The following is a 22775-nucleotide window of genomic DNA, read 5'->3' as shown; positions in this document are numbered from 1 at the left end:
AATAGTACGCATGCCGAAAAAGAATTCACTGACTGTTCGCCGTGTGTTAGCGCTGTTCCTTACCTACATCACTTTGTGTGTTGCAGGAGGTATTGCAGCAAGTATTATGTTTGTTCCTGGCGTAATGAGCGTGAATAGTGTAGTGAAAACAGTAGTGCCTTCACTTCGCGTTGACGGCATCGATTTTGATGTTACCGCGTTGCCGCAAAAATCGCGACTTTACGCTTCTGATGGCAAAACTATTATTGCAACTTTTTATGCTCAAAATCGCACTGTAGTGCCGCTTCGACGCATATCGCAATATATGCAGCGAGCAATGGTTGCTCGTGAAGACCGTCGATTCTTTGAGCATTCCGGCGTAGATATGCAAGGTGTTATTCGCGCATTCGTGCAAACATTCGTTAAAAAGGGAGATATGCAAGGTGGCTCTTCCCTAACTCAGCAATATGTAAAAAATGTGCTTATGATTAAGGCTCGCGAAAATAACGATTCTTTAGCTGAGTATCACGCTTCTGAAGGCACTATTGCACGTAAATTACGCGAAATGCTTATTGCAATTCAAATGGAGAAAAAATACTCTAAACTTGAGATTTTGCAGGGATATTTAAATATTGCGCAGTTCGGTAGCAATAATATTTACGGCGTAGAAACTGCAGCTCATCGCTACTTCAATACGAGCGCTGCAAAACTTAATCTTGTGCAATCAGCAACTATTGCTGCAATTACAAAGAATCCTTCGCGTTATGATCCTTCTATTGAAACAAATCAGCCTGAAGCGCAAAAGCAGCGCAATATTGTACTTGATTTAATGCTTCGTCAAGGTTTTATTACTAAGAGCGAGCATGATTCCGCTGTTGCTATTCCTCTTAAAAGCACTCTTAACATACAGAGGGAAGTTTCTAAAATTGGATGTCAAGCTGCAGGCGACGCAGCATTCTTCTGCGATTATGTGACGAAGAAAATTTTGCACTCTCGCGAGTTTGGTAAAACTGCTGCCATGCGCGAGAAGTTGCTTACTGAGGGTGGTCTTGATATTTACACAACTATGGATTTGCGTGCTAGTAAGGCTGCTATGAAAGCTGCTAGGGATACGATTCCTGTAAATGATAAGAGCGGTTTTGAGGTTTCAATTGCGGCAATTAAGCCTGGAACTGGTGAAGTTTTGGCGTTTGGTAGCAATCGTATTTATGATGCTACGGATGCTGCAAAATCAGATCCTACGCATACGGCTTTGAACTACGCTGTCGATGAACGAGATGGTGGCGGTCTCGGTTGGCAAATTGGTTCTACTTGGAAGCCAATTAATATGGTTGCGTGGATGCTTGCTGGAAAGTCAATTAATCAGCCTCTTCGCACTTCTATGCTTTATAATAATGCTGATTTTAATTGCAGCAAATTCCGCGGAGTTGGTAGTTGGTCAGTTCAAAACTCTGGTGGTGGCACAACTAATCCGGAAACTCCTTTGCAAGGTCTTGTGCGCTCGCATAACACCACTCAGGCTTCTATGGCTCAGCAAATTAAGCTGTGTTCAATCGCGGATGCTGCTCGCATACTTGGCTACCACAATTCGCCTCTTGGTCAGGAAAGCGTGTATTCTGCTAACTCGCTTAATCCGCCTATGACGATTGGTTCTGTGCAAGCTTCGCCTTTAACTGTGGCGAATGTGTATGCAACTATTGGTGCTGATGGCGTGGCATGTGATCCTATTGCTATTAAGCGAGTTGTTGACAAAAACGGTAAGCGTTTGAAAGTTCCTAGTGCGCATTGCCATCAAGCAATTCCAAAGGGAATCGCTCAAACTGCTGCTTATGCGCTGAATCAGGGTGTTGTGCAACCTGGTGGCGAGGCTTCAACTACACAACTTGATGGCGGTCGCAAGACTTTCGCAAAAACTGGTACTAACGAGCAGTACTACATGACTACAGCTGGTTTTGTGCCGTATCAAGTTGCTTCGTTTGTGGCAGTTGGTAACGCTGAATCACAGAAAAGCTTTAATGGCATGACTATTAACGGTCGCACAATGGCAGCTTGGTACGGTATGTATATTGCAACCCCAGCGTGGAAACAGTTTATGAACGACTATTTGAAAGCTGCTAACATTCCTGTTGACAACGATTATGGCAAGCCTGATCCAAAGTATACTGCCGGTGGAACTCTGCCCGGCACGCCTAAAAATACTGTTAAAACTGATCAGCAGAAGCGAGATGAAGACGCCAGAAAGCAGGCAGCACAAGAACAGCAGGAAGAAGCTAAGACGCAAAAGAACACGCAAGATCAGTACGGCACTGCTCGCCGCGACGACTATGGTGATTCAGAAACTGATAATTACTAAATGGTATTTGTTAACTCGTAATTGCTAGTTAACTTACTAAATACTAAGTTGTTTTGTGCTGTTCCTTATACAAATAAACCCTTACTTATGCTACTTGATTGTGAGCAAAGTAAGGGTCATTTTTAGCGCAAATACGCACTGTGCTAGTTCAAATCCGCACCAACTGCGTCTGCAACATGCTCAAAGCCGTCGCGCTTCAAAAGATCCGCAAGTCCGCGTTTCAGCGTCGTAATTTGTTGCGGTCCTCTGTACATAAGTGACGTAATAAACATAACCAAGTCAGCGCCTGAGCGAATCTTCTCATATGCTTGCTTTGGCGTAAATACTCCGCCAATGCCTGCAATAGCAAAACGTTCACCAAAAGCTTTGCGCGTGCGTCGAATAAGATCGTTGCTTGCGCTGTAGGTAGGACCTCCAGAAAGTGCTCCTTGCCAATCTTCCGGAACATCAAGTCCTGCGCGATTCTTTTGCAAGTTTGCAATACTTACTCCGTCAACTTTATGTTCGGCAAGTACGTCAAGCAGAGATTTGAACTGTTCCCAACCGCCGTGTAAATTAAGCGGCATCTTAACTAACGTTGGCTGAGGTCGCTTAATAGTGTCAAGATCAGTGAATAATTTGTCAAGTGCTTCCGGCTGACTAAATGGTTCACCCACACGCGTGTTCGGGCATGAAATATTTACTTCAATTATTGAGCTTTTTCCGGCTGCACGTTCCATAGAAATATGGTAGTCTTCAATTCCTTCTTCCAAGTCGCCAACTAAGTCGTCGTTTGTGCGCGCAATAGAAATAGACATATTCATAGATGTTGCGTGCGTCCAAGCTTTCTCGGCTCGTGCAACAACGGCTTCGCTGCCATCGTTTGCTAGTCCTGCGTGTACAAGAATAGAGTCATATTCTGGAAGGCGATGATACCAAGGTTTTTGATTTCCTTCGCATGGTCGGCTTGTGGTAGAGCCAACTGTTTCAAATCCAAAGCCGGCGTTGTCTAGCACGGTTGCCATTTGGCAATTTTTATCTAGTCCTGCACTTAAGCCAAACGGGTTTGCAAAATTCACACCCATAACGTTAGTTTCTAGCACCGGGTCTGTGTAGTTAAGCATTTCGCGAAGAAGCCACATTAACCCAGGAGTGCGCTCGCTAAATTTGCAAAAATTAATCATGCGATCATGCGCTTCGTCTGGAGGAATGTTAAAAACGAAATGCGGTTTAATAATGTGTTTGTATGAGAATGTAAAAAGGTCTGTCGTTGTTTTATTGACGACATTGTGTAATGAGTGTTCAGAAACGTAATACATATTTATATAGTAGGGCATTATTGTTATATACGCCATTCCTTAGTGTATTTTGTGCGTTTTCTTCCTTAGTACGCGTTCGTTTTTGTGCGATTTTTCACAAAACCTGCTTTACTTGACAACAAAATGTGCGTTCTTTTCGTTTTAATGCCCTGAAACGCTCAATTACGTTTGTTTTTTGCGTTTACGTGTGCGATAATGTTCGTATGATTTCTTCACAGCGTCAACATTTGATTTTAAGTCGTCTCCGTACGCGCGGTGCTGTTCGCATTACTGCGCTTTCTAAAGAACTGAACGTTTCTGCTATGACGGTTCGCAGGGATATCGCAGAGCTTTCGGATCGTGGGCTTTTAAAGCGCGTTCACGGCGGTGCTGTAACGACTAATACTCTGCTTTCGGAGCCGCTGTTTTCTGTAAAGTCGCAAATGGACATTGGTTTGAAGGATGCGATTGCGCGTTTGGCTGTGGACTATGTTTCTCCTGGGGATGTGATTGCTATTGGCGGCGGTACCACTGCTTATGTGTTTGCGCAGCATTTGCTCGAGTCTCGCAGGGCTTCTGGCATTACGATTTTGACTAATTCGATTCCTGTTGCGGAGCTTGTGCAAGCTTTAGAGTCGAAGGATGTCGAGGTTATTGTTACCGGCGGCGTGATTACGCGTTCCAATTCGCTTGTTGGGCCTATTGCAGATAAAGTTGTTGCTTCTCTTCGTGTGAATACCGTTTTTCTTGGCACGCATTCTGTGTCTCTTCCTCGCGGATTCCTTATGCCAAATTCTTTGGAAGCTGCTACTGATATGGCGTTAATGGATATTGCGGATCGCACGATTATTTTGACGGATCATACTAAATGGAGTTGTACGTCGCTTTCGCTATTTGCTCGTTTTGATCAGGTTGATACTGTTATTACCGACGATGGTTTGGATGCTGATTCTCAGCTTCGCACGCGTGAGCTTGTAAAGGATTTGGTTTTGGCACCTGTTATTGACGAGCGAGATGTTCTTGATGCATCTAATGGTGACGATTTAGCGAATTCTGAAGATTCTGACGATTTGCTTGATTAGTATTTTGCAAGTATTTTTGCAAAGTTTGATTTTGCGCGCTGATGATTTTAATGCCCGAGTGAGTTATTTACTCGGGCATTTTGTTCTTGCTGTTTGGTTTGGTTTCAAGTGTGCCGATGTTTAAACAAATTTTGCTATGTTTAAATAAAGCGTGCCGATGGTTAAATATTGCGTTTTTGTTGTTTTATAAGGCTGTTAGAGAAATCACAAAACTCAAACCTTAAAGAAAGCTGAAAAAATGTTAAAAAAATCCAGTATATGGCGTGTCGTGTAATTTTTATCAAAAAATACAGAAAAATGCCGTAAATATTTCTGCTTTTTAATGAATATAACGAATATTTATCAAGATTTTTTGTATTTTTGATGCTGAGAAACCTGAATTTTAGTGTTGAGTTTTCTGAGAGCTTGCGGTAAGTTTTAACTCAGTTACCGGTTGAATCCCTAGTTCACTGGTACGAGCGGGAAACCGCAAATGGCAAATTTTTCTTCGCATACCCTAGTGCGAAGGAGAAGAAGAAAGGAAAATATTATGTTGAATAAGAAGGCTATCGCCGCATTCGCTGCTGGCGCCACCCTCCTCTCTGGTTTCGCTTTTGCTGTCCCAGCAATGGCTGAGGCTCCTGCTGCTCCTGCTGCTCCTGCAGCTCCTGCTGCTCCTGCTGCTCCTGCTGCTCCTGCTGCTCCTGCTGCTCCTGCTGCTCCTGCTGCTCCTGCTGCTCCTGCAGCTCCTGCAGCTCCTGCTGCTCCTGCTGCTCCTGCTGAACCTACTTATAATAAGTCATTCTATAAGACTGAAGACGCTGGAGAGCTTGATGCTCGTTTGGCTAAGGAGAAGGCTGATAAGGAAGCTAAGGCTAAGGCTGAAGACGAGAATGATAAGTATGAGCATTCTCCATTTGGCAATAAGGACATGGATTACGCAAAGTGTGTGAAGCTTTACGGTAAGGATTCTCTCGAGTGCAAGGCTGTCGCTGACTACCTCAAGCGTCATGGTCAGAAGGTTGATGACAAGGCTAACGACAAGAAGTCTGATAAGAAGTCTGAAGCTAAGAAGGCTGCTCCATTGGCTAAGACCGGTGCTGCTGTAGCTTTGGCTGCTGTTGCTGCTTCTGTGCTTGCTGGTATGGGTGCTGCTCTTTGCAAGATCCGTCACTAAGCTGAAATCTGATTCAGTGATGAATCATTTGGGCTTTAGCTTATTGGTTGATTGTTGAGTCGGTTTTTCTGTGAATTACTTAGTCTAGTGTGCTGAAAGGTGCGCTAGACTAAGTTTTTTTATGACAATTTTGTGCTCTGCACGCTCGTGTTCACGTCTTCGTCCTCTTTTTACGCAACTGTAAAGTTTCTGTCGTTATTTGCTGGTTTCGCGGCTTTTTCTTTACGCTGCTGTAAAGTTTCTGCCGCCTGACACCATCGTTTAAGCGCGTAACTCTCGTCGTCATGAGCGTGCTGTAAAATAGCAAAGTTGTGTGCGGTTTTGGTGCTTATCATCAAACATATCGCGCATATTTTGCAAACACACTCCTGCTGTGGAAGGTCCACAGCCGATAGTCCGAAGGAGGTGGGTGATGTCTGCACATAAGTATGAACTGATGTTCATTGCAAATCCTGAGCTGGATGAGCACGGTCTTAAGAAGTTGACCGAGCAGTATCTTGAGCTTGTCACCAACGAGGGCGGTTCCGTTGACGGCACCGATTACTGGGGTCGCCGCAAGTTTGCCTACGAAATTGAAGGCAAAACCGAAGGTAACTACGTTGTGGTGAACTACACTGCCGAGCCATCTGTAAGTGACGAACTTGACCGTGTTTTGAACCTTAATGAATCTGTAATCCGCACGAAGATTCTTCGCAAGGACGCTAAGTAAAAACTAGCAAAACTAAGTAAGCTCTAGTGAATTAAATAAAAACTAGTTAAGCTAAATAAATACGTAAACAACCGCGCATAAGTTGCGCACAAAATTGCCAGTAATCACTGATATGTGATTACGAGTAAAGCGAGAAAGAAAAGGCACGATATGGCAGGTGAAACGATTATTACCGTCGTGGGAAATCTCACTTCGGATCCTGAATTAAGGGCACTTTCCAACGGTGCTTCTGTTGCGAGCTTTACCATTGCATCCACACCTAGAACGTTTAATCGTAATACGAATCAGTTCGAGGATGGGCCTGCGTTATTTATGCGTTGCTCAGCGTGGAGAGACTTGGCAGAACATTGTGCAAACAGCCTTTCTAAAGGCACGCGCGTGATTGCTCAAGGCAGGTTGTCGCAGCGTTCGTATCAAGCGCAAGACGGCTCGAATCGCACAGTTGTTGAACTTACGGTTGACGAAATTGGTCCATCTTTGCGTTATGCAACTGCGCAAGTTAACCGCCAAAGCTCTTCAACAGGTTTTGCTGGTGGCTCGCGCGCATCAAATGCTGCTGGCGCAGGTTATGCTGGCGGAGCAAATTATGCTGCTAGCCAGGCTGCTTCTCAGCATGCTGCAAGTTCTTCAGCGGCTGATCCGTGGAGTGCTGCTGCGCCAACAAACGATAGTTTTTCAACTTTCGGTGCCAATTCTGATTTTGGCGGCGATTCTGAAGAACCCGAGTTCTAGCGTTTTAGTTGAGCTATAGATAGCGTATTTATTTGTTTATTTATGCACTTATTTACGCGCTTACTTAATCCTTATAAATACATCATCAGTTACATGTTATGCAAAAAGCATAACGGATTTGAGAGAGGACATCTTATGTCACGCAAAAGGCCGCAACCACCGGTCAAGCCTTTCAAGAAGAAGCCAAATCCTTTGAAGGCTGCCAAGATTACTGAAATTGATTATAAAGACGTTGCTTTGCTGCGCAAGTTCGTTTCTGACCGCGGCAAGATTCGTTCCCGTCGTATCACCGGCGTAACCGTGCAGGAACAGCGCAAGATCGCGAAGGCAGTGAAGAATGCTCGCGAAATGGCTTTGCTTCCTTACGCCACTACCGGTCGCTGATTGAGAGGATAGGAATATGGCTGAAACCAAGGTTATTCTTACCAAGACTGTTGCCAACCTCGGTCACTCTGGTGACGTTGTTGAAGTTAAGGCTGGCTATGCTCGCAACTACCTGATTCCTCAGGGTCTTGCTTTTGCATGGAACAAGGGTGCTGCTTCCCAGATTGAAGCAATGCGTCGCGCTCGTCTTGCCAAGGCTGTTGCCACTCGTGAAGAGGCAGTTGCAGCTAAGGCTCAGATTGAAGGCACCGTTGTGGAGCTTTCTGCTAAGGTTTCCGAATCCGGCAAGCTTTTCGGTGGCATTTCTGCCGAGAAGATTGCTGCCGCTTTGGCTTCCAAGGCTCAAGTTGAGGCTCGCGCAATTAAGGTTGCTACTATTAAGACCACTGGTGAGTTCCCAGCAACAGTAACGTTGCATCCGGAAATCACCGCTTCCTTCACTGTTAAGGTTGTGGCTGAGTAAGTAGCTTTGTGAATTTTACAAAACATGTTGCAGCGAGCAGATTCTTGCTTTTAGTGGTTTTTGCTTTTAGTGGTTTTCTGCTTGTAATACATGTGGATTGAACTTAAGCATTAGCTCTGCGTTTGCGTTGTATTGAGTTTTCTCATTGCGATGCTGCGCAGAGTTTTTTTATGCTGCAATATTTTGAAAATGTGAATGTGTTGTAAGTGTCACGTGCGTAACGTAGTTTTTTAAGTTCTACTCGACTAAATTAGAACAGTTGGAAAATTGCGAAATCATAAAGGAGATGCAAACTGTGCTGGAAAGCAAATATGAACTGGCCGACGAGCTTAGTATGAACGCAAAAGCGCAAGATGCCAGCATATCTGCTATTCGCAATGACGAAGAGTATGCTTGTAAAAATTCCGTAAGCGCAAATCTTGAAAACGAAAATCTTGCAAGCGTACCTTCCGTAAGCGCAAATCTTGAAAACGCAATAAAATACAGCAATCACAAAGGATACGGCGAAACTTGCGCGAAGGTTATTCTTTTTGGCGAACATTCCGTGGTTTATGGTCATTCTGCAATAGCTTTGCCGCTTAAAAACTTGCGTATGCGCGCTGTCGTAACTAATTGCAATGAATCTTTAGTACCTGTATCGTGTAAATCTTTATCTTCTGCTTCGTGTGAATCTTTAGCATCTGCATCACGCGAATCTTTAGCATCTGCATCACGCGAATCTTTAGCATCTACGACGAATCTCGATTCACATATAACTCTTTCGTGCCTTGACTTTACTGGCAAACTTTCCGAAATTCCTACGCGCTTTAATAGCATACGAACAGCAATTCGCGCGTCGCTAGAGTTTGCAGGGTGGAGCGGTGAGAATTTGCACATTTTTACCGAGTCTGATTTTCCAGCAGAACGAGGTCTTGGCTCGTCTGCGGCTGCTGCTGGTGCTATAATTCGTGCGATTCTTGACTATTATGGCGTTTCAGCTAGCGATGATGAGATTTTTAAGTTGACGCAGACTGCTGAGTGCGTGGCTCACGGACGTTCTTCAGGCTTGGATGCCACTGCAACCGCTGCTTCCTGGCCTGTGCGTTTTAGTCGTGGCTGTTTTGATCGCATGGAAATTAACATGCGTGCGTGGCTTGTTTTGGCGGATTCTGGATGCAAAGGAATGACTCGCGAAACAGTTGAAGCTTTGCGTTCTCGTTTAGAATCGAATCCTGTTGAAGTTGGAGCGCAGCTCAATAAATTGGGGGAGATTGCGGCTGTTGCAGAAGATGATTTGGCGTTTGGTCGTATTGAAAATATGGGTAAGCAAATGACTTTCGCACACCGTATTTTGGCGGATTTGGGCGTAAGTACTGCGAAACTTGACACTTTGGTAGATGCTGCTTGCAAACATGGCGCGTTGGGTGCAAAACTTACTGGCGGAGGTGGTGGAGGATGTGTCATTGCGCTGGCTGATAGTGAGGATGCTGCTAAGCGAGTGAGTGAAGCTTTTAAAAATGCAGGAGCTTGCGATACGTGGATTGTGAATATAGGTGATTCTGCAATAAATTGAATCTTATTTTTACTTGAAATGTAGCATAAACTTTACAGTTATTTAAAGAAAAGAAGCTTGTGCGCACTGTTTTGCTAAAACATTGACTAGCACATTAACAAACGAGAATTACGTATCTGCCGCAAAAGGAACAGTATGCAAAATGTTGAAATTCAGCCAAAAATAACGTTTGACGCTAGTCTTTCACCCAACTCAGCTTTTGCTAAAGCAAACGCGAATATTGCGCTGATTAAGTATTGGGGTAAGCGCGATGAAAAGCTGATTTTGCCTTATACTTCCTCGCTTTCGCTCACCCTTTCGGATTTGTTTACAACTACAAGCGTAAGTTTTGCGAATAATCTTGAACAAGATACTTTTACTTTAGATAATGAAAAGATTTCGCCGTCTGCAAAACCTTTTCGTCGCGTAGTCGCTATGCTCGATTTGGTGCGTGAAATTGCAGGAATTTCAACGAAAGCAAGCGTTATTTCGCATAATATTGTGCCAACTGCTGCCGGTCTTGCATCGAGCGCGTCTGGTTTTGCAGCTCTTGCGTCTGCTGCCTCGTACGCTGCTGGATTAAACCTAACTCCACGAGAACTTTCTAGACTTGCAAGATGTGGTTCTGGTTCAGCTTGTCGTTCGATTTTTGGAGGACTTTCAATTTGGCATGCAGGTTGCGACGACGAAACATCTTACGCAGAGCCTATTGAAAACGCACAAGTTGCGCTTAAAAATTTAAACCTTGCTATGATTGTTGTTACTTTGGACGATAGCAAAAAGCCGATTTCTAGCCGAGAAGCGATGCGCAGAACGGTTGAAACTTCGCCAACGTATATGCAATGGGTTGAGCAGTCGAAAGACGATCTTGAAATTGCTAAAAACGCAATTAAGCGAGCAGATATTGAGCAATTGGGTGAGGTTGTTGAACGCAATGCTTTTGGAATGCACGAAACTATGCATAATGCTGTTCCGTCGGTGAATTATTTAACTAGCAGCACGCATATTGTGCTTGAAGCGGTTAAAAATATGCGAAAAGATGGTTGGCTGGTGTGGTCTACGATGGATGCTGGTCCAAATGTGAAGGTGCTTACTTCTGGAGATGATGCTTATCGTGCGATGTGTCAGTTGCGCTCGCGAGTTGAGGATGGTTTACGTAATTCTAGCGTTTTTTGTAATACAGAATATTGCGAGCCGAAATTTGCGATTGCGCTGCCAGGTGACGCTGTGACGGTGAGTACGAGTTTAAAATAGGCGGATAATATGACTCAAGTGCGCTCTAGTGCCCCAGGAAAGCTTTATATTGCTGGCGAGTATGCTGTTGTTGACGGCTGTGCTGCAATTGTTGCTGCTGTTAATCGTTATGTAACAGTTAGCATAAGTGATGAAACCTTAAACGAAGAGTTACGCGAAAATTTGCAGAAAAATGCGCCTAGTAGCAGAAATTATTGTGGTGTGATTACGTCAGATGCTGAAAAATATAAACCGCTTCTTTGGGCGCGTGCATCCGACGGAAGTATTGAAATACAAAACGACGGAAAATATGCTTATGTGCTCGCTGCAATGGGCGTAGTCGACGCTTATGCTAGTGAGAAATGTGCGCCAAATATTAACCGAAAAAGTTACAATGTGCATATTTTTAGCGAACTTGATGATGTAAAAACTGGTAGAAAATACGGTCTTGGATCTTCTGCTGCAGTAACTGTTGCAGTTATCCGCGCGTTGTGCAAATGGTATGATTTGAATCTTTCGACTCCAGAAATTTGCAAGCTAGCATTGATTGCGTCGTCGAGTGTTAAAAAATCCGGAAGCGGTGGAGATGTTGCTGCCAGCTCTTATGGCGGTTGGATTATGTATCGCGCGTATAACCGAGAGTGGCTTGAAGCTGAGCTGACGCTAGTAAAATCCGGATGCTCTGATTTCGGTGAGTTGTTGTACAAAAAGTGGCCACGACTGGAAGTTAAGCGTTTAAATGTAGATAAGTCGCTAAAACTTTTAGTCGGGTGGACTGGTTCTCCTGCGTCTAGCGCAAAGCTAGTAAGTAGCGTAGAAAGTAGCGTTAAAACTAGTGCTGAAGGTAGTACGGAAAGTAGCGTCGAAACTAGTGCTTTTGACAATAAAAATCAACTTTTTACTTACGAAGATTTTTGCAAACAAAGTGAGATTTGCGTGCAAAAACTTGCGCGCGCAATTGAAAAGTTTGAAATAAGCGAAATTTCTAGCGGTTTTGCTCAAAATCGTGCGTTGTTACAAAAATTAAGTGCTCTTACTGGAACTGTTATCGAAACACATGAACTTACAAAATTTATTGAAATTGCGACTTGTGCCGGTATTCCTGCAAAAACTAGCGGCGCAGGCGGGGGAGATTGTGCAATTGCGCTGTCGACAATTTATGACAATAATGTGATTGAAACTATGAAATCTACTTGGGAAGCCAATGGAATAAAGCCATTGAATATTGATGTTACGGAAATTTTTGGAACTGGTAAGCCTTCTGAAAATATTGTATTAGACGCGTTTGTTAAGAGTCGCGAACCTAATGCACAATCTGCTCAATCTTGCACAATACAAAACCGCAAAGACGCGCATATTGCGCTTGCGGACAAGCAGTATAAAACTCGTGCAGATTCAGATTTTGACAAAGTGCGTTTTGTGCCGAATGCTTTGCCGCAAGTTGCGCTTGAAGAAATTGACGCTAGCGTGAACGTGCTAGGAAGCGAAGTATGCGATTCTGTGCATTGGTGCTCGCCGATATATATTAACGCAATGACCGGCGGAAGTGATGCTGCTAAAAAAGTGAATGCAAGTCTTGCTAGAGTTGCTGCAAAAAATTCTGTTGCTATGGCGAGTGGATCTTTGAGTGCTGCTCTTCGAGACGAAACTTTACTCAGCACTTTCAGTGTCATAAGAAGCGAAAATCCACATGGATTTGTGATGGCAAATGTTAGCGCTGGAACTAGTGCGTCTGATGCATTGCGTGCTGTAAACATGATTCATGCGAATGCGTTACAAGTGCATTTAAATGCTGCACAAGAGTTGGTTATGCAAGAAGGCGATCGCGATTTTCGAAATTGGTTGTGCAATATTGAGTCTATTGTCAGTGCGTGCGAAGCACTAAGCGTGCCTGTGATTGTGAAGGAAACTGGATGCGGAATTTCTGCTAAAGATGTTCATCGTCTTAAAGATGTTGGAGTGCGCACTGTAGATGTTTCTGGTCGTGGCGGAACTAATTTTGTAACAATAGAGAATGCTCGCAGGAACTTAGGCGACTGTGATTATTTGGCTGATTGGGGTCTTACTACTGTTGAGTCGCTGGTTGACATACGCAAGTGTGATTCGTTAAAAAATATGGAAGTTTTCGCAAGTGGAGGAGTTCGCACGCCTTTGGATGTTGTGCGTGCGTTGGCTTTGGGTGCTTCTGCAGTTGGTGTCGCTGGCGAGTTTTTGCATACGCTTATGCATGAAGGTGAGGATGCGCTTTCTTTGCAAATTGATAACTGGCAGAAGCAAATTAGGGTGATTATGGCTCTTCTTGGATGCAAGACAGTCAAGGATTTACAAGAAAAGACTGAGTTCGTGCGCGCGGATTGTCTTGGTAAGTGATATACTTGTGTAGTTGTGCGTTCAAGCGTGCTTATTTGTTTATGCAATGTGCGTAAGTAATTTGCGTAAGTAGTTCGTGTGTTTGAATGACGCAAGACTTGCAAGTCAAAGAAAATAGGAGTCCAATTATGGCAGCTCGTTGCGCAGTATGTGGCAAGGGACCTCAGACTGGTTTCACTGTTTCACATTCGCATATCCGCAATAAGCGCACCTTCCGCCCGAACCTTCAGCCGGTTCGCACCACCATTGATGGCGAGAACGTTCGCCTTCGTGTGTGCGTGAAATGCATTAAGGCTGGCAAGGTTCAGCGCGTTGAGGCGTGATTCGCGCATTGTATTGCGTTTAAATTGTAAGGCCCTGAGTGTTGCTCGGGGCTTTTTTGTATTTGCATATTTTTTCGTGCGCACGTTATATTCCTGATTGCGAATGATTTATAATCGAAATATGCTAAATACGCCCACGAACTCAGCCAAAATGCATACTTCGCTTTGTGCAATAATCAGCAATAAGCGACGCGTTTCTGCATTAAAATCTTTGGGCATAGTCACAGTCAAAGACGCGCTAACTTACTACCCATTTAGAGTCACAAGTCCACTGAGAATTGCGAACTTAAAAGATGTAAAAATTGGCGAAGAAGTGGCTTTCTATGCGCAAGTTCAGTCAATTAACGTTGTGCCTATGAACGCTCGTCGCGGTTTTAGAATCGAAATTAACGTTTTGCAAGATATGCAAGTGGTAGCTCAGCTTATTTATTTTTCTAAAAATCGTCAATACGCTCAGTGGCTTTCCGCAAAGATGCATGTTGGCGAAATGGTTGTTGTTGGCGGCATGTCTAGCGCTTTTAATGGTAAATTGCAATTTACGCATCCTCAAATTCTTACTGTATCTGCTGCAGAAGAAAGCGATAGCTTGCATCAATCTCGCGATACTGTAAGAAGCGTGGAAGATGGTTTGGCGCGTATGAGCGCTCCTATGCCCGTGTATCATGCAAATTCGCGAATCTCTAGTGAGCATATTCACGAAACAATACTTTCTATGCTGTCTGCACTTTCTGAAGATTCTGCATCTTCCGCATCTTCCGCAGCTTGCGCTACTGAATCCCTGCAAATCCCAAATATTACGCCTGAATCAGTGCTAAAAAAACGTAACCTCATGACTAGAGCGTCAGCAATATACTCAATTCATAATCCGCAATCAGTTGACGAATTTTATAAAGCTGTTGACTCGTTGCGCTATGAAGAAGCTTTTATTTCCCAAGTAGCTGTATTGCGATCTCGTGAAGATTCTAAAGATAATCAAGCAAAATCTTGTAATAATTCTCTTATAAGAAATGAATTTGTGGAAAGTTTGCCGTTTGAGCTTACTGCAGGTCAAAAAGATGTAATTGATGAGATTGTACGTGACATGCGTGAGCACCATCCGATGCGTCGCTTGCTTCAAGGTGAAGTTGGTTCCGGAAAAACAGTTGTTGCGCTCGCTGCAATGCTCGAGGCAGTTGGATCAGGCTATCAGGCTGTGCTTGTGGCTCCTACTCAAGTTCTGGCGTCTCAACATGCCGAAAATTTGCGCCAAATGATTGCGCGCGCGAATCTAAAAGTGCCTGTAATCGTCGTAACTGGCGGCATGAGACTTGCGGATCGCAGACGTGCGCTAGCGAGTGTGGCAAGTGGAGAGCCTTCGCTTATTGTTGCAACTCATGCAGCGTTCTCGTCGACTTTTAAGCCGACTAATTTAGCTTTGGTAATTATTGACGAGCAACATCGTTTTGGTGTTGAGCAGCGCGATGTTTTGTTGCGCAAAATGAGCGTAGATTCGCATAATAGTGCTGAAAAGTCTTTTACACCGCATCTTTTAGTAATGACTGCAACGCCTATTCCGCGCTCTGCTGCTATGACGTGGTTCGGTGATTTGGATGCTTCGTATTTAACTGAACTGCCTGGAGGTAGAAAACCTATTCGCACTTTTGTTGTGCAAGAATCGGATGCGAATACTATGGCGAGAATGTTTGCGCATATTCGTGCTCGCATTGATGCAGGTGAGCGTGCGTATGTTGTTTGCGCGCATATTGATGATGATTTTAATGAGGATTCTGGTAGGGATTCTGGTAGTGCTTCTGTTAGTAATTTTGGTAGGGATTTTGATAGCGATGAATCTGAAGGTTTTGAAGATGTTTCGCAATCTGTGCAATCTAATCAATCTGAAGAAAATAACGCAGATTCTTTGCGCAAACTTCATACAGTTAACGGCATTTTGAAGCGGCTTTCAGCTTTGCCGCAATTTAAAGGCGTTACTTTTGCTAAGCTTACTGGTCGCGACGATGATGCTACGAAACGCGAAACGATGGAACGTTTTGCGCGCGGAGATGTGCAAGTTCTTGTAGCTACAACGGTTATTGAGGTCGGTGTTGATGTGCCTCAAGCGAGTTGCATTGTGATTTTTGACGCGGATCGTTTTGGTCTTGCGCAATTGCATCAGTTGCGTGGACGTGTTGGGCGTGGTGGCACGAATTCTTGGGCATTTTTGGTTGCGCAAACTGAGGATGGAAGTCTTGCTCAAGAACGTTTGCAAGTTGTTGAAAATTCGCTAGATGGTGCCGTAATTGCTAAGAAAGATTTGGAATTGCGCAATGTTGGCGATGTTCTTGGCGATAAGCAGTCGGGTGGTCGCTCGAGTTTGAAGATTTTGCGAGTTGTTAAGGATGCAAAGATTATCGCTATGGCTCGTGAAGATGCGTTGGAGACTTTGCAAAAAGACACTCATCTTGTTTCGTTGCCGTATCTTGCAGGTGCAGTGCTTGATTTTACGAGAGGTGGAAGTGCGCAAATCGTAAGCAATTAAAATTCTAAAGTTCTGAATTTGCGCGCAAAATATCTTATAAAGATTACAATATTGTATGAATAAATTATCCTATAAAAAAAGTATAAAGAAAAAATTATTGCATATTTATGCACTTAATTTAGTAAAAAATACGGTAAGAAACTATTTTTAATTGATAATTAATATCAACTTTTGTTGGATATAATATAAAAAAACAACAAAATTACATAAATTTACGTGCATATTATGAGAATTGTGAATATCCTAGATAGTAGGCATCATTTGTAATCACAATAGAGATGAGGCGACAATGACCGAACGCGAACAACAAATCTTGACTTGGATTCAACAAAACCCGATGATTAGCCAACAGGAACTTGCAAATCTCGCAGGAATTACTCGTTCAGGTGTGGCTGCTCATATTTCCAATTTAATTCGCAAAGGATATTTACGAGGTAAGGGATATATTGTTACTCCTCCAAGTTATGTGACTGTTGTTGGCGGAATTAGCATGGATGTTCTTGGCATTGCTTGCGGAGATTTGATGGATTACACGTCTAATGCTTCCCGTGTGCGCTATATGCTAGGCGGTGTTGGAAGGAATATTGCAGTCGCGTTGGAACGTCTTAATATTCGCACAAGCATGGTTTCTGTCTACGGTGGCGATCACAACGGAGAGCTTTTCCGCATTGATGCTGCTGCAAACGGCTTAGATATTGGTTATGCGAAGCAACTTCCTGAGTCGATGACTGCTTCGTACATGTATGTTGGTGACGCTTCTGGTCAGCGTTTGCTTGCTTTAGACGATATGAGTATTTACGACCATATGACTCCTGATTTTTTGCGTGAGCGCATGTCCATTATTGAAAATGCTGATATTTTGGTGTTGGATACTAATATTCCGCAAAAGTCAATTGAGTGGCTATGTGACCGTTATCGCCGTCCTATTGTTGTTCGTGCAATTACGGATGCAAAAGCTCCTCGAGTGCTTTCTAGATTGTCTCGTATTGACACTCTTATTTTAGATACTGCTGAATCGCAGGCTTTAACTGGCGTTAATGCTGTTGACGAGCGTTCTGCAATTCGCTGTGCGAATGTGCTTCTCAAGCGTGGAGTAAAACGTGTATTTGTAAATGCCGGTCGCGCAGGAGTTGCTTATGGTGTTGCAGATGAGGGAGTGTCGTTCTATCCTGTCCCAGTTAAGCGCGTCCAGAGAATGATGCTAACTCGCGGAAATAGCAATGTTGGTGTTGAAGCAGTCGGCAACGACAACGGTTCTAGCGATGCTGCTACTGCGGCGCTTATTTACGCGCGATATAACGAATTTGATTCTTCAAAAACTGGCAGATTTGCGGTTGCTGCTGCAGCTTTGAATACTGAATCTATGCAGCCTGTACATGAGTTGTTTAATCCAGAACTTATTTCTCAACGCATGACGAATATTCATGAGCGCATTTAATTAGTGCTTTTTGCGCTGATTTTATTTCTTTTATTTAATTTACGAATTAATCTTGTAAATTTTTCTTGCATACAATAGTAGGTCTGCTATACTTGTTATTAGTCATTTGTTTAGTTATATAAACAAATGTTAGGTAATTAGTGTTGTATGATGCAATGGAGCGTATGTGCAGCGAAATGCGTAGTGGCGTACGAGCATGGATCATAGAGCAATTTACGCATAAATTAACAGCAGTTAGTAGCAAACGTAATAGCAAAAATAACTGAAAACTATTTACGTAAGTTATTAACAAGAAGTTAGTTATCTACGAAGGAGTAATGATGACTTCAATCATCCTAGATTGCGATCCTGGCCATGATGACGCCATGGCTATTCTGTTGGCACTTGGTAACCCAAATATTGAGTTGCTCGGCGTAACTACAGTTGGCGGCAACCAAAGCCTTGAAAAAGTCACGTATAATGCGCGTGCAACTCTCGAAATGGCTCGTGCAACTCACATTCCAGTTCACGCAGGCTGCGACCGACCAATGGTCCGCCCTCTGGAAGTTGCGGCTTCCGTGCACGGCGAAAGCGGCTTAGACGGCGTAACGCTTCCAGAACCAACGCGACCATTGGACGAAGGCCACGCTGTAAATTGGATTATTGATACGATTATGAGCAACGAACCTGGCACGATTACGCTTGTACCAACTGGTCCGCTCACCAATATTGCTATGGCAGTGCGCCTTGAGCCACGAATCGTAAGACGTGTGAAGGAAGTTGTGCTCATGGGCGGCGGATATCACGTTGGTAATTGGAGCGCGGTTGCTGAGTTTAATATTAAGGTTGATCCAGAATCTGCGCATGTTGTGTTTAATGAGGATTGGCCTATTACTATGGTCGGTCTTGATTTGACACATCAGGCACTTTGCACTCCTGAAGTGCAAGCAAAGATTAATGCTATTGGCACGCCTCTTTCTGCGTTTGCTAGCGGTTTGATGGACTTCTTCCGTAAAGCGTATAAGGATAATCAAGACTTTATTGATCCGCCAGTTCATGATCCTTGCACGATTGCTTATTTGATTGACCACAGTGTGGTGGCTACTCGTCGCTGCCCTGTAGACGTTGAAATTAAGGGCGAATTAACAGTTGGTATGACCGTTGCAGATTTGCGCGGACCAGAACCATCCGCAGAAGAATGCCATACGCAAGTTGCAACCAAACTTGATTTCGATAAATTCTGGGATTTGATTATTGACGCGCTGAAGCGTATCGGCTGATTTGTACTAGAATTATTCACGATATTTTGCGCAACAATACTGCAAATTTACCGAAAGAAAATAAAGCGGCAAAGTTGCGCGAAAATAAAATTTATACGAAATTTGATATGAGGCTATTATGACTGAAGTTTCATCTCCAACGCCTTCCATGCTAGACAAGGGTGGGCGATCAATTGTTGCGTTAATGACGGCGCTACTCGTTGCTATTTTTGCTTTCCAGCTCAACGCTTCAATGCTTTCTCCAGCATTAGCAACAATGACAAAAGAGCTTCACGCAACCGATACGCAAATCGGCTTAACTCAAACAGTGTTCTTTACTGCTGCTGCTTTATTCTCACTGTTTTTGCCGCGCTTATCTGATTTAGTCGGTCGTAAGAAGGTGCTTATTGGCATTTTGATTTCAACGATTGCGGGCTGCGTAGTGTCTGCGCTTGCTCCAGATGTGAATATTTTGATGCTTGGACGTATTTTGCAGGGTGCTTCTGGTCCTGTAGTGCCGATGTGCTTGATTATGCTTCGCGTGCGCGTAACTGAAGAAAAGCGTTACGCAAAGCTAATGGCAATTTTGACATCTGTAAACGGTGGTATTGCTGGCGTTGATGCGTTGCTTGGCGGTTGGCTTGCTGGAAAGTTTGGTTTCCGTTCGGTGTTCTGGACTATGGCAGGTATTGCTGTAGCGGCAGTGATTATGGTGATTGTTGCTGCTGAAGAATCTTATGCGGAGGAAACTTCAAAGATGGATTGGTTGGGCGTTGTGACGCTTGGTATTGCGTTCCTTGCAGCATATCTTGCTATTAATGAAATTGATAAGCTTGCAAATGCTAACTTGACTATGGTTGCAGGCCTTGTGGTAGTGGCTGTAATCTTCTTCGCGATTTTCTGGAGAATTGAAGGAAAGATTGCTGCTCCTTTGGTTTCGACGCATTACATGAAGCAGCGTCGCACGTGGGGCTTGCTTTCTTGCACGCTGCTTACCATGACTGGTGTTTTTGCTTTGATGAATGGTGTAGTGCCGCAGCTTGCTCAGGATGCTAAGTTTGGTGCTGGCTTGGGTGCTGACGTGGTGAGCTTTGCAACGTTGACGCCTTACGCAATTATTGGCTTCTTGTTTGGGCCTGTGGCTGGTATGCTGGCTGCCAAGTTTGGTTACCGTTTGGTACTTCGTGCTGGCATTATTGTCAGTGTGATTGGCGTTGTGTTTGGTATGTATGTTGCTAATAATCCATCGGTGTGGTCTTTGGTTGCGCTTTCGCTGGCTTTGGGCGTAAGCTACGCAGGTGTTGCAAACATTATGCTTAACGGACTTGGTATTGTGCTTTCTCCAAAGGATAATCCAGGATACTTGCCAGGCATGAACGCTGGTGCTTTTAACTTGGGTGCTGGCTTAAGCTTTGCAATTCTTTACGCTGTGATGACGAATGTTGCAGGAACTAATGGTGCAACAGGCGGATACATGGCTTCGATGGTTGCGGGCATTGTGTTACTTGCGCTTGCGTTTGCTTGCTCCTTCTTAATCCCGAATCCTGAAGAAGTAAATAAGTAAGATTGACGCGTGAGTTTGCGTAATCTTAAGTGAATAAAATTAAGCGGTAAAGCTAGGATTTCCTATGCTTTGCCGCTTTTTGCTTTCTGCGCGCGACACTTCCTTTACACAGCTGTAAAGCGAGTATCGAAACCGAAAACAAATGCCAGTAAATTCTCCAACAAATGTGTTTAAAACTCATAGACAATACTAAATAATCACAAAATCGCATTGAGTAACAATGACTGTCGGGAGGGGGAGGATAAGCTAGAAGAATGCACATTATTGCTGGACGTTTTAAATCTTTGCCGCTTACTTCAGCGCAGTCGTGTACAAGACCTACTACAGATCGCACGAAAGAAGCGATATTTTCTAGGCTCGATTCGTGGGATGTTATGCACAATGCTCGCGTTCTTGATTTATTCGCCGGCACAGGTGCGTTAGGAGTTGAGGCGCTATCTCGTGGCGCGCGTGAGCTTGTTTCTGTTGAAGCAAATTCGCAAGCGGCTGCGCTGATACTTCGTACGTCGAAAGCGTTGCAGAGTTCAAAGGCTTGGGATTCTGCGCTTTCTATGAGGGTTCTTCGAAAGCGCGCGGAGCAGTTCGTTGCGGATTATAGTGGGGAAGCGTTTGACTTGGTTTTTATTGATCCGCCTTATGCTTACGAAACTGCGGATTGCGAAAGTTTATTGGCTTCGATGATTGCGAGCGGAGTTGCGAGCGTTTCTGCGGATACGTTGATTGTGTTGGAGCGTAGCGCGCGAAGTGTTTTGCCGACTATGCCTGAGGGCTGGGAGCTGTTTGATACGCGTAATTACGGAGAAACTTCTGTGTTGTTTATTCAGTCTAAGCGCGATTGATCTGATTCGGCTTCGTTACAATCTGTTTTTGTACTCAGGATGTGGCGCGAGTTTCGGGGGATTTCTTTCCTCGCATGCGCGACGACCTGCTTTCACACAGCATTGCGCGCGCGAAAGCAACTCGGAGCGTGAGCTTGCTCAAGTTGAAAGCACGGTGTGCTTTCAACGCAAGCTCAGTAGCGAGCGCACCTAGACCGCGCGAGCGTTCCTTCGGGCGCTTTATTCTTAAACGTTTTTTAACGATACGCTCGCGTTTTATTACGCTCGCTTGCGAAACTCGCGTTGGAAGTCCACTGGACTTCCAACTTAAGCGAGTTTCCGCATTGAAGTGCCTCCGCGCGCTACGCTTTAAGCGCTCCGGCAAGTCAATGCGCCCAGTCCTCTTTTAGTGCTCGTAGAGAAATCCCCCAAACTCTGCGTGTTTAATCGTTAATAACCGTGCCTTATCGCAGAGATTTTTCGATTTTTCTTCTTCGCTTGGCGAATCAGCAGCCTGCGGCTCTGACGTTCGCCGCGCTCAGTGCGAAAAATCTCAAATCTCTACCACACGAATATTAGTACATTGAAGTTAGCGTACTAAACAGGTGGTGGTGTTATGGTGGAGAGATTTTGTGTTGTGCGTGCGGCAGAAATAATGTTAGTGTTCTCTAATCAACAAGTAATTAACGCTAGCATAGCAATACTGTTGTCGGAGTATTTCCGGCTTTTGCTGCTAGCGCGAGTTTTTGCGCGGATGTTCGCCGGAAACTTCCCATCCGAGCGACATAAGCGTTTTTCGATCCGATTTATCTAGCTTGTGGCAGTCCAATTTTTTAATCAAGTCAGGTCGAATTTCGCTTGTACGAGATATAGCTTCATCTCGACGAAAACGATCAACTTTGGCGTGATTTCCGGAAGTGAGTATTTCCGGAACGCTTATACCGCGCCAAGTAGTTGGACGCGTGTATTGATGGTGTTCCAAAAGTGCGTCCGAGCCTGTGTACGACTCTTCAACAATCGACTCAGGATTTCCCATAAACCCCGGGATTAAGCGTGTAATTGCCTCAAGCATAACGCTTACTGCAACTTCTCCGCCATTTAGCACGTAATCGCCAATTGAATACTCGCGTACGTCAATTCCTTGCGCTCGGTAATATTCTGGAATCCTAGCGTCGTAGCCTTCGTATCTGCCGCATCCAAATACTAAATGATTTGCGTTGCTTAATTCTGTTGCGTCTTTTTGCGTAAATAGTGGGGCAGAAGGGTTCGGGAATATAAGAATTGGTTTAGTTGAGTCTATTTTATTAGTCGCGATTTTTGCTTCTTCGCAACTATCGCACGTATCGCACGTATTTTTTACTTCAGATTTTGGCAAGCTAAGCAGCTCGTCTAAGCATTCCGCCCAAACCTCAGGTTTCATAACCATGCCAGCACCACCGCCAACCGGCGTGTCATCAACAGATTGATGCACATCGTGAGTCCATTTGCGTAAATTGTATGCGCGAATTTGCAATAAACCATTATTTTGCGCTTTGCCTAACAAACTTAGGTCTAGCATGCGAAAATATTCTGGGAATACGGAAATAATATCGATGTCCATCATAAGGCAC

Annotated in this window: 18 protein-coding genes; 16 read left to right on the top strand and 2 right to left on the bottom strand. The window is 44.2% G+C overall.

Annotated elements, in window-relative coordinates:
* The first annotated feature begins 10 nt into the window (after window positions 1–10).
* Complete coding sequence (locus tag HXT32_RS05405) at window positions 11–2332, top strand: transglycosylase domain-containing protein (RefSeq protein WP_421777231.1); 2322 nt, start codon at window positions 11–13, stop codon at window positions 2330–2332.
* A gap of 143 nt (window positions 2333–2475) precedes the next feature.
* On the opposite strand, the gene HXT32_RS05400 is transcribed toward HXT32_RS05405, so the two are convergent.
* Window positions 2476–3630, bottom strand: a complete 1155-nt coding sequence (locus HXT32_RS05400) for a quinone-dependent dihydroorotate dehydrogenase (RefSeq protein ID WP_103013805.1) — start codon at window positions 3628–3630, stop codon at window positions 2476–2478.
* A gap of 203 nt (window positions 3631–3833) precedes the next feature.
* Between HXT32_RS05400 and HXT32_RS05395 the strand changes: the two genes are divergently transcribed.
* The 15 genes from HXT32_RS05395 (at window position 3834) to rsmD (ending at window position 21186) form a co-directional block, all read left to right on the top strand.
* Entirely contained in the window at window positions 3834–4691 is an 858-nt protein-coding gene (locus HXT32_RS05395) for a DeoR/GlpR family DNA-binding transcription regulator (protein WP_064621441.1), read from the top strand.
* Between the two features lie 529 nt (window positions 4692–5220).
* Window positions 5221–5847, top strand: coding sequence for a peptidase (locus HXT32_RS05390; RefSeq protein WP_422119859.1), 627 nt, complete (start codon window positions 5221–5223; stop codon window positions 5845–5847).
* Window positions 5848–6259: 412 nt separating this feature from the next.
* Window positions 6260–6556, top strand: a complete 297-nt coding sequence (gene rpsF / locus HXT32_RS05385; protein WP_004574062.1) for a 30S ribosomal protein S6 — start codon at window positions 6260–6262, stop codon at window positions 6554–6556.
* Window positions 6557–6706: 150 nt separating this feature from the next.
* The gene (locus HXT32_RS05380; protein WP_119504582.1) at window positions 6707–7288 is read left to right on the top strand and encodes a single-stranded DNA-binding protein; all 582 of its coding nucleotides are present in this window, start codon (window positions 6707–6709) and stop codon (window positions 7286–7288) included.
* Window positions 7289–7423: 135 nt separating this feature from the next.
* A complete protein-coding gene (gene rpsR / locus HXT32_RS05375) occupies window positions 7424–7672 on the top strand; it encodes a 30S ribosomal protein S18 (protein ID WP_004105399.1) in 249 nt (82 codons plus the stop codon).
* 16 nt (window positions 7673–7688) lie between these two features.
* Window positions 7689–8135 (top strand): 50S ribosomal protein L9, encoded by a 447-nt coding sequence (gene rplI / locus HXT32_RS05370; protein WP_004110231.1) that lies wholly within the window; start codon window positions 7689–7691, stop codon window positions 8133–8135.
* Between the two features lie 295 nt (window positions 8136–8430).
* Window positions 8431–9687, top strand: coding sequence for a mevalonate kinase (gene mvk, locus HXT32_RS05365; RefSeq protein ID WP_174182668.1), 1257 nt, complete (start codon window positions 8431–8433; stop codon window positions 9685–9687).
* Window positions 9688–9822: 135 nt separating this feature from the next.
* Window positions 9823–10920: a diphosphomevalonate decarboxylase gene (mvaD, locus tag HXT32_RS05360; RefSeq protein WP_103013808.1), complete on the top strand. Its 1098-nt coding sequence runs from the start codon at window positions 9823–9825 to the stop codon at window positions 10918–10920.
* Window positions 10921–10929: 9 nt separating this feature from the next.
* Complete coding sequence (gene fni, locus HXT32_RS05355) at window positions 10930–13269, top strand: type 2 isopentenyl-diphosphate Delta-isomerase (RefSeq protein WP_415693577.1); 2340 nt, start codon at window positions 10930–10932, stop codon at window positions 13267–13269.
* 128 nt (window positions 13270–13397) lie between these two features.
* The gene (gene rpmB, locus HXT32_RS05350; protein WP_012913853.1) at window positions 13398–13592 is read left to right on the top strand and encodes a 50S ribosomal protein L28; all 195 of its coding nucleotides are present in this window, start codon (window positions 13398–13400) and stop codon (window positions 13590–13592) included.
* A 103-nt stretch (window positions 13593–13695) separates the two neighbouring features.
* On the top strand, window positions 13696–16107 hold the full coding sequence (locus HXT32_RS05345) for an ATP-dependent DNA helicase RecG (RefSeq protein ID WP_103013809.1): 2412 nt from the start codon (window positions 13696–13698) through the stop codon (window positions 16105–16107).
* 289 nt (window positions 16108–16396) lie between these two features.
* Window positions 16397–17545, top strand: coding sequence for a PfkB family carbohydrate kinase (locus HXT32_RS05340; protein WP_033888575.1), 1149 nt, complete (start codon window positions 16397–16399; stop codon window positions 17543–17545).
* A 320-nt stretch (window positions 17546–17865) separates the two neighbouring features.
* A complete protein-coding gene (locus HXT32_RS05335) occupies window positions 17866–18804 on the top strand; it encodes a nucleoside hydrolase (protein ID WP_033888576.1) in 939 nt (312 codons plus the stop codon).
* Window positions 18805–18922: 118 nt separating this feature from the next.
* Entirely contained in the window at window positions 18923–20347 is a 1425-nt protein-coding gene (locus HXT32_RS05330; protein WP_004110247.1) for an MFS transporter, read from the top strand.
* A 254-nt stretch (window positions 20348–20601) separates the two neighbouring features.
* Window positions 20602–21186: a 16S rRNA (guanine(966)-N(2))-methyltransferase RsmD gene (gene rsmD, locus HXT32_RS05325; RefSeq protein WP_004110249.1), complete on the top strand. Its 585-nt coding sequence runs from the start codon at window positions 20602–20604 to the stop codon at window positions 21184–21186.
* A 712-nt stretch (window positions 21187–21898) separates the two neighbouring features.
* On the opposite strand, the gene trmD is transcribed toward rsmD, so the two are convergent.
* Window positions 21899–22765, bottom strand: a complete 867-nt coding sequence (trmD, locus tag HXT32_RS05320; protein WP_199172883.1) for a tRNA (guanosine(37)-N1)-methyltransferase TrmD — start codon at window positions 22763–22765, stop codon at window positions 21899–21901.
* Window positions 22766–22775 lie beyond the last annotated feature (10 nt).

Source organism: Gardnerella sp. DNF00747, from assembly GCF_049262675.1.
In the GTDB taxonomy this organism is placed as follows: Bacteria; Actinomycetota; Actinomycetes; order Actinomycetales; family Bifidobacteriaceae; genus Bifidobacterium; species Bifidobacterium swidsinskii.
Note: the sequence above shows the minus strand (reverse complement) of the source record. Positions and strands in the feature narration are given on the sequence as shown.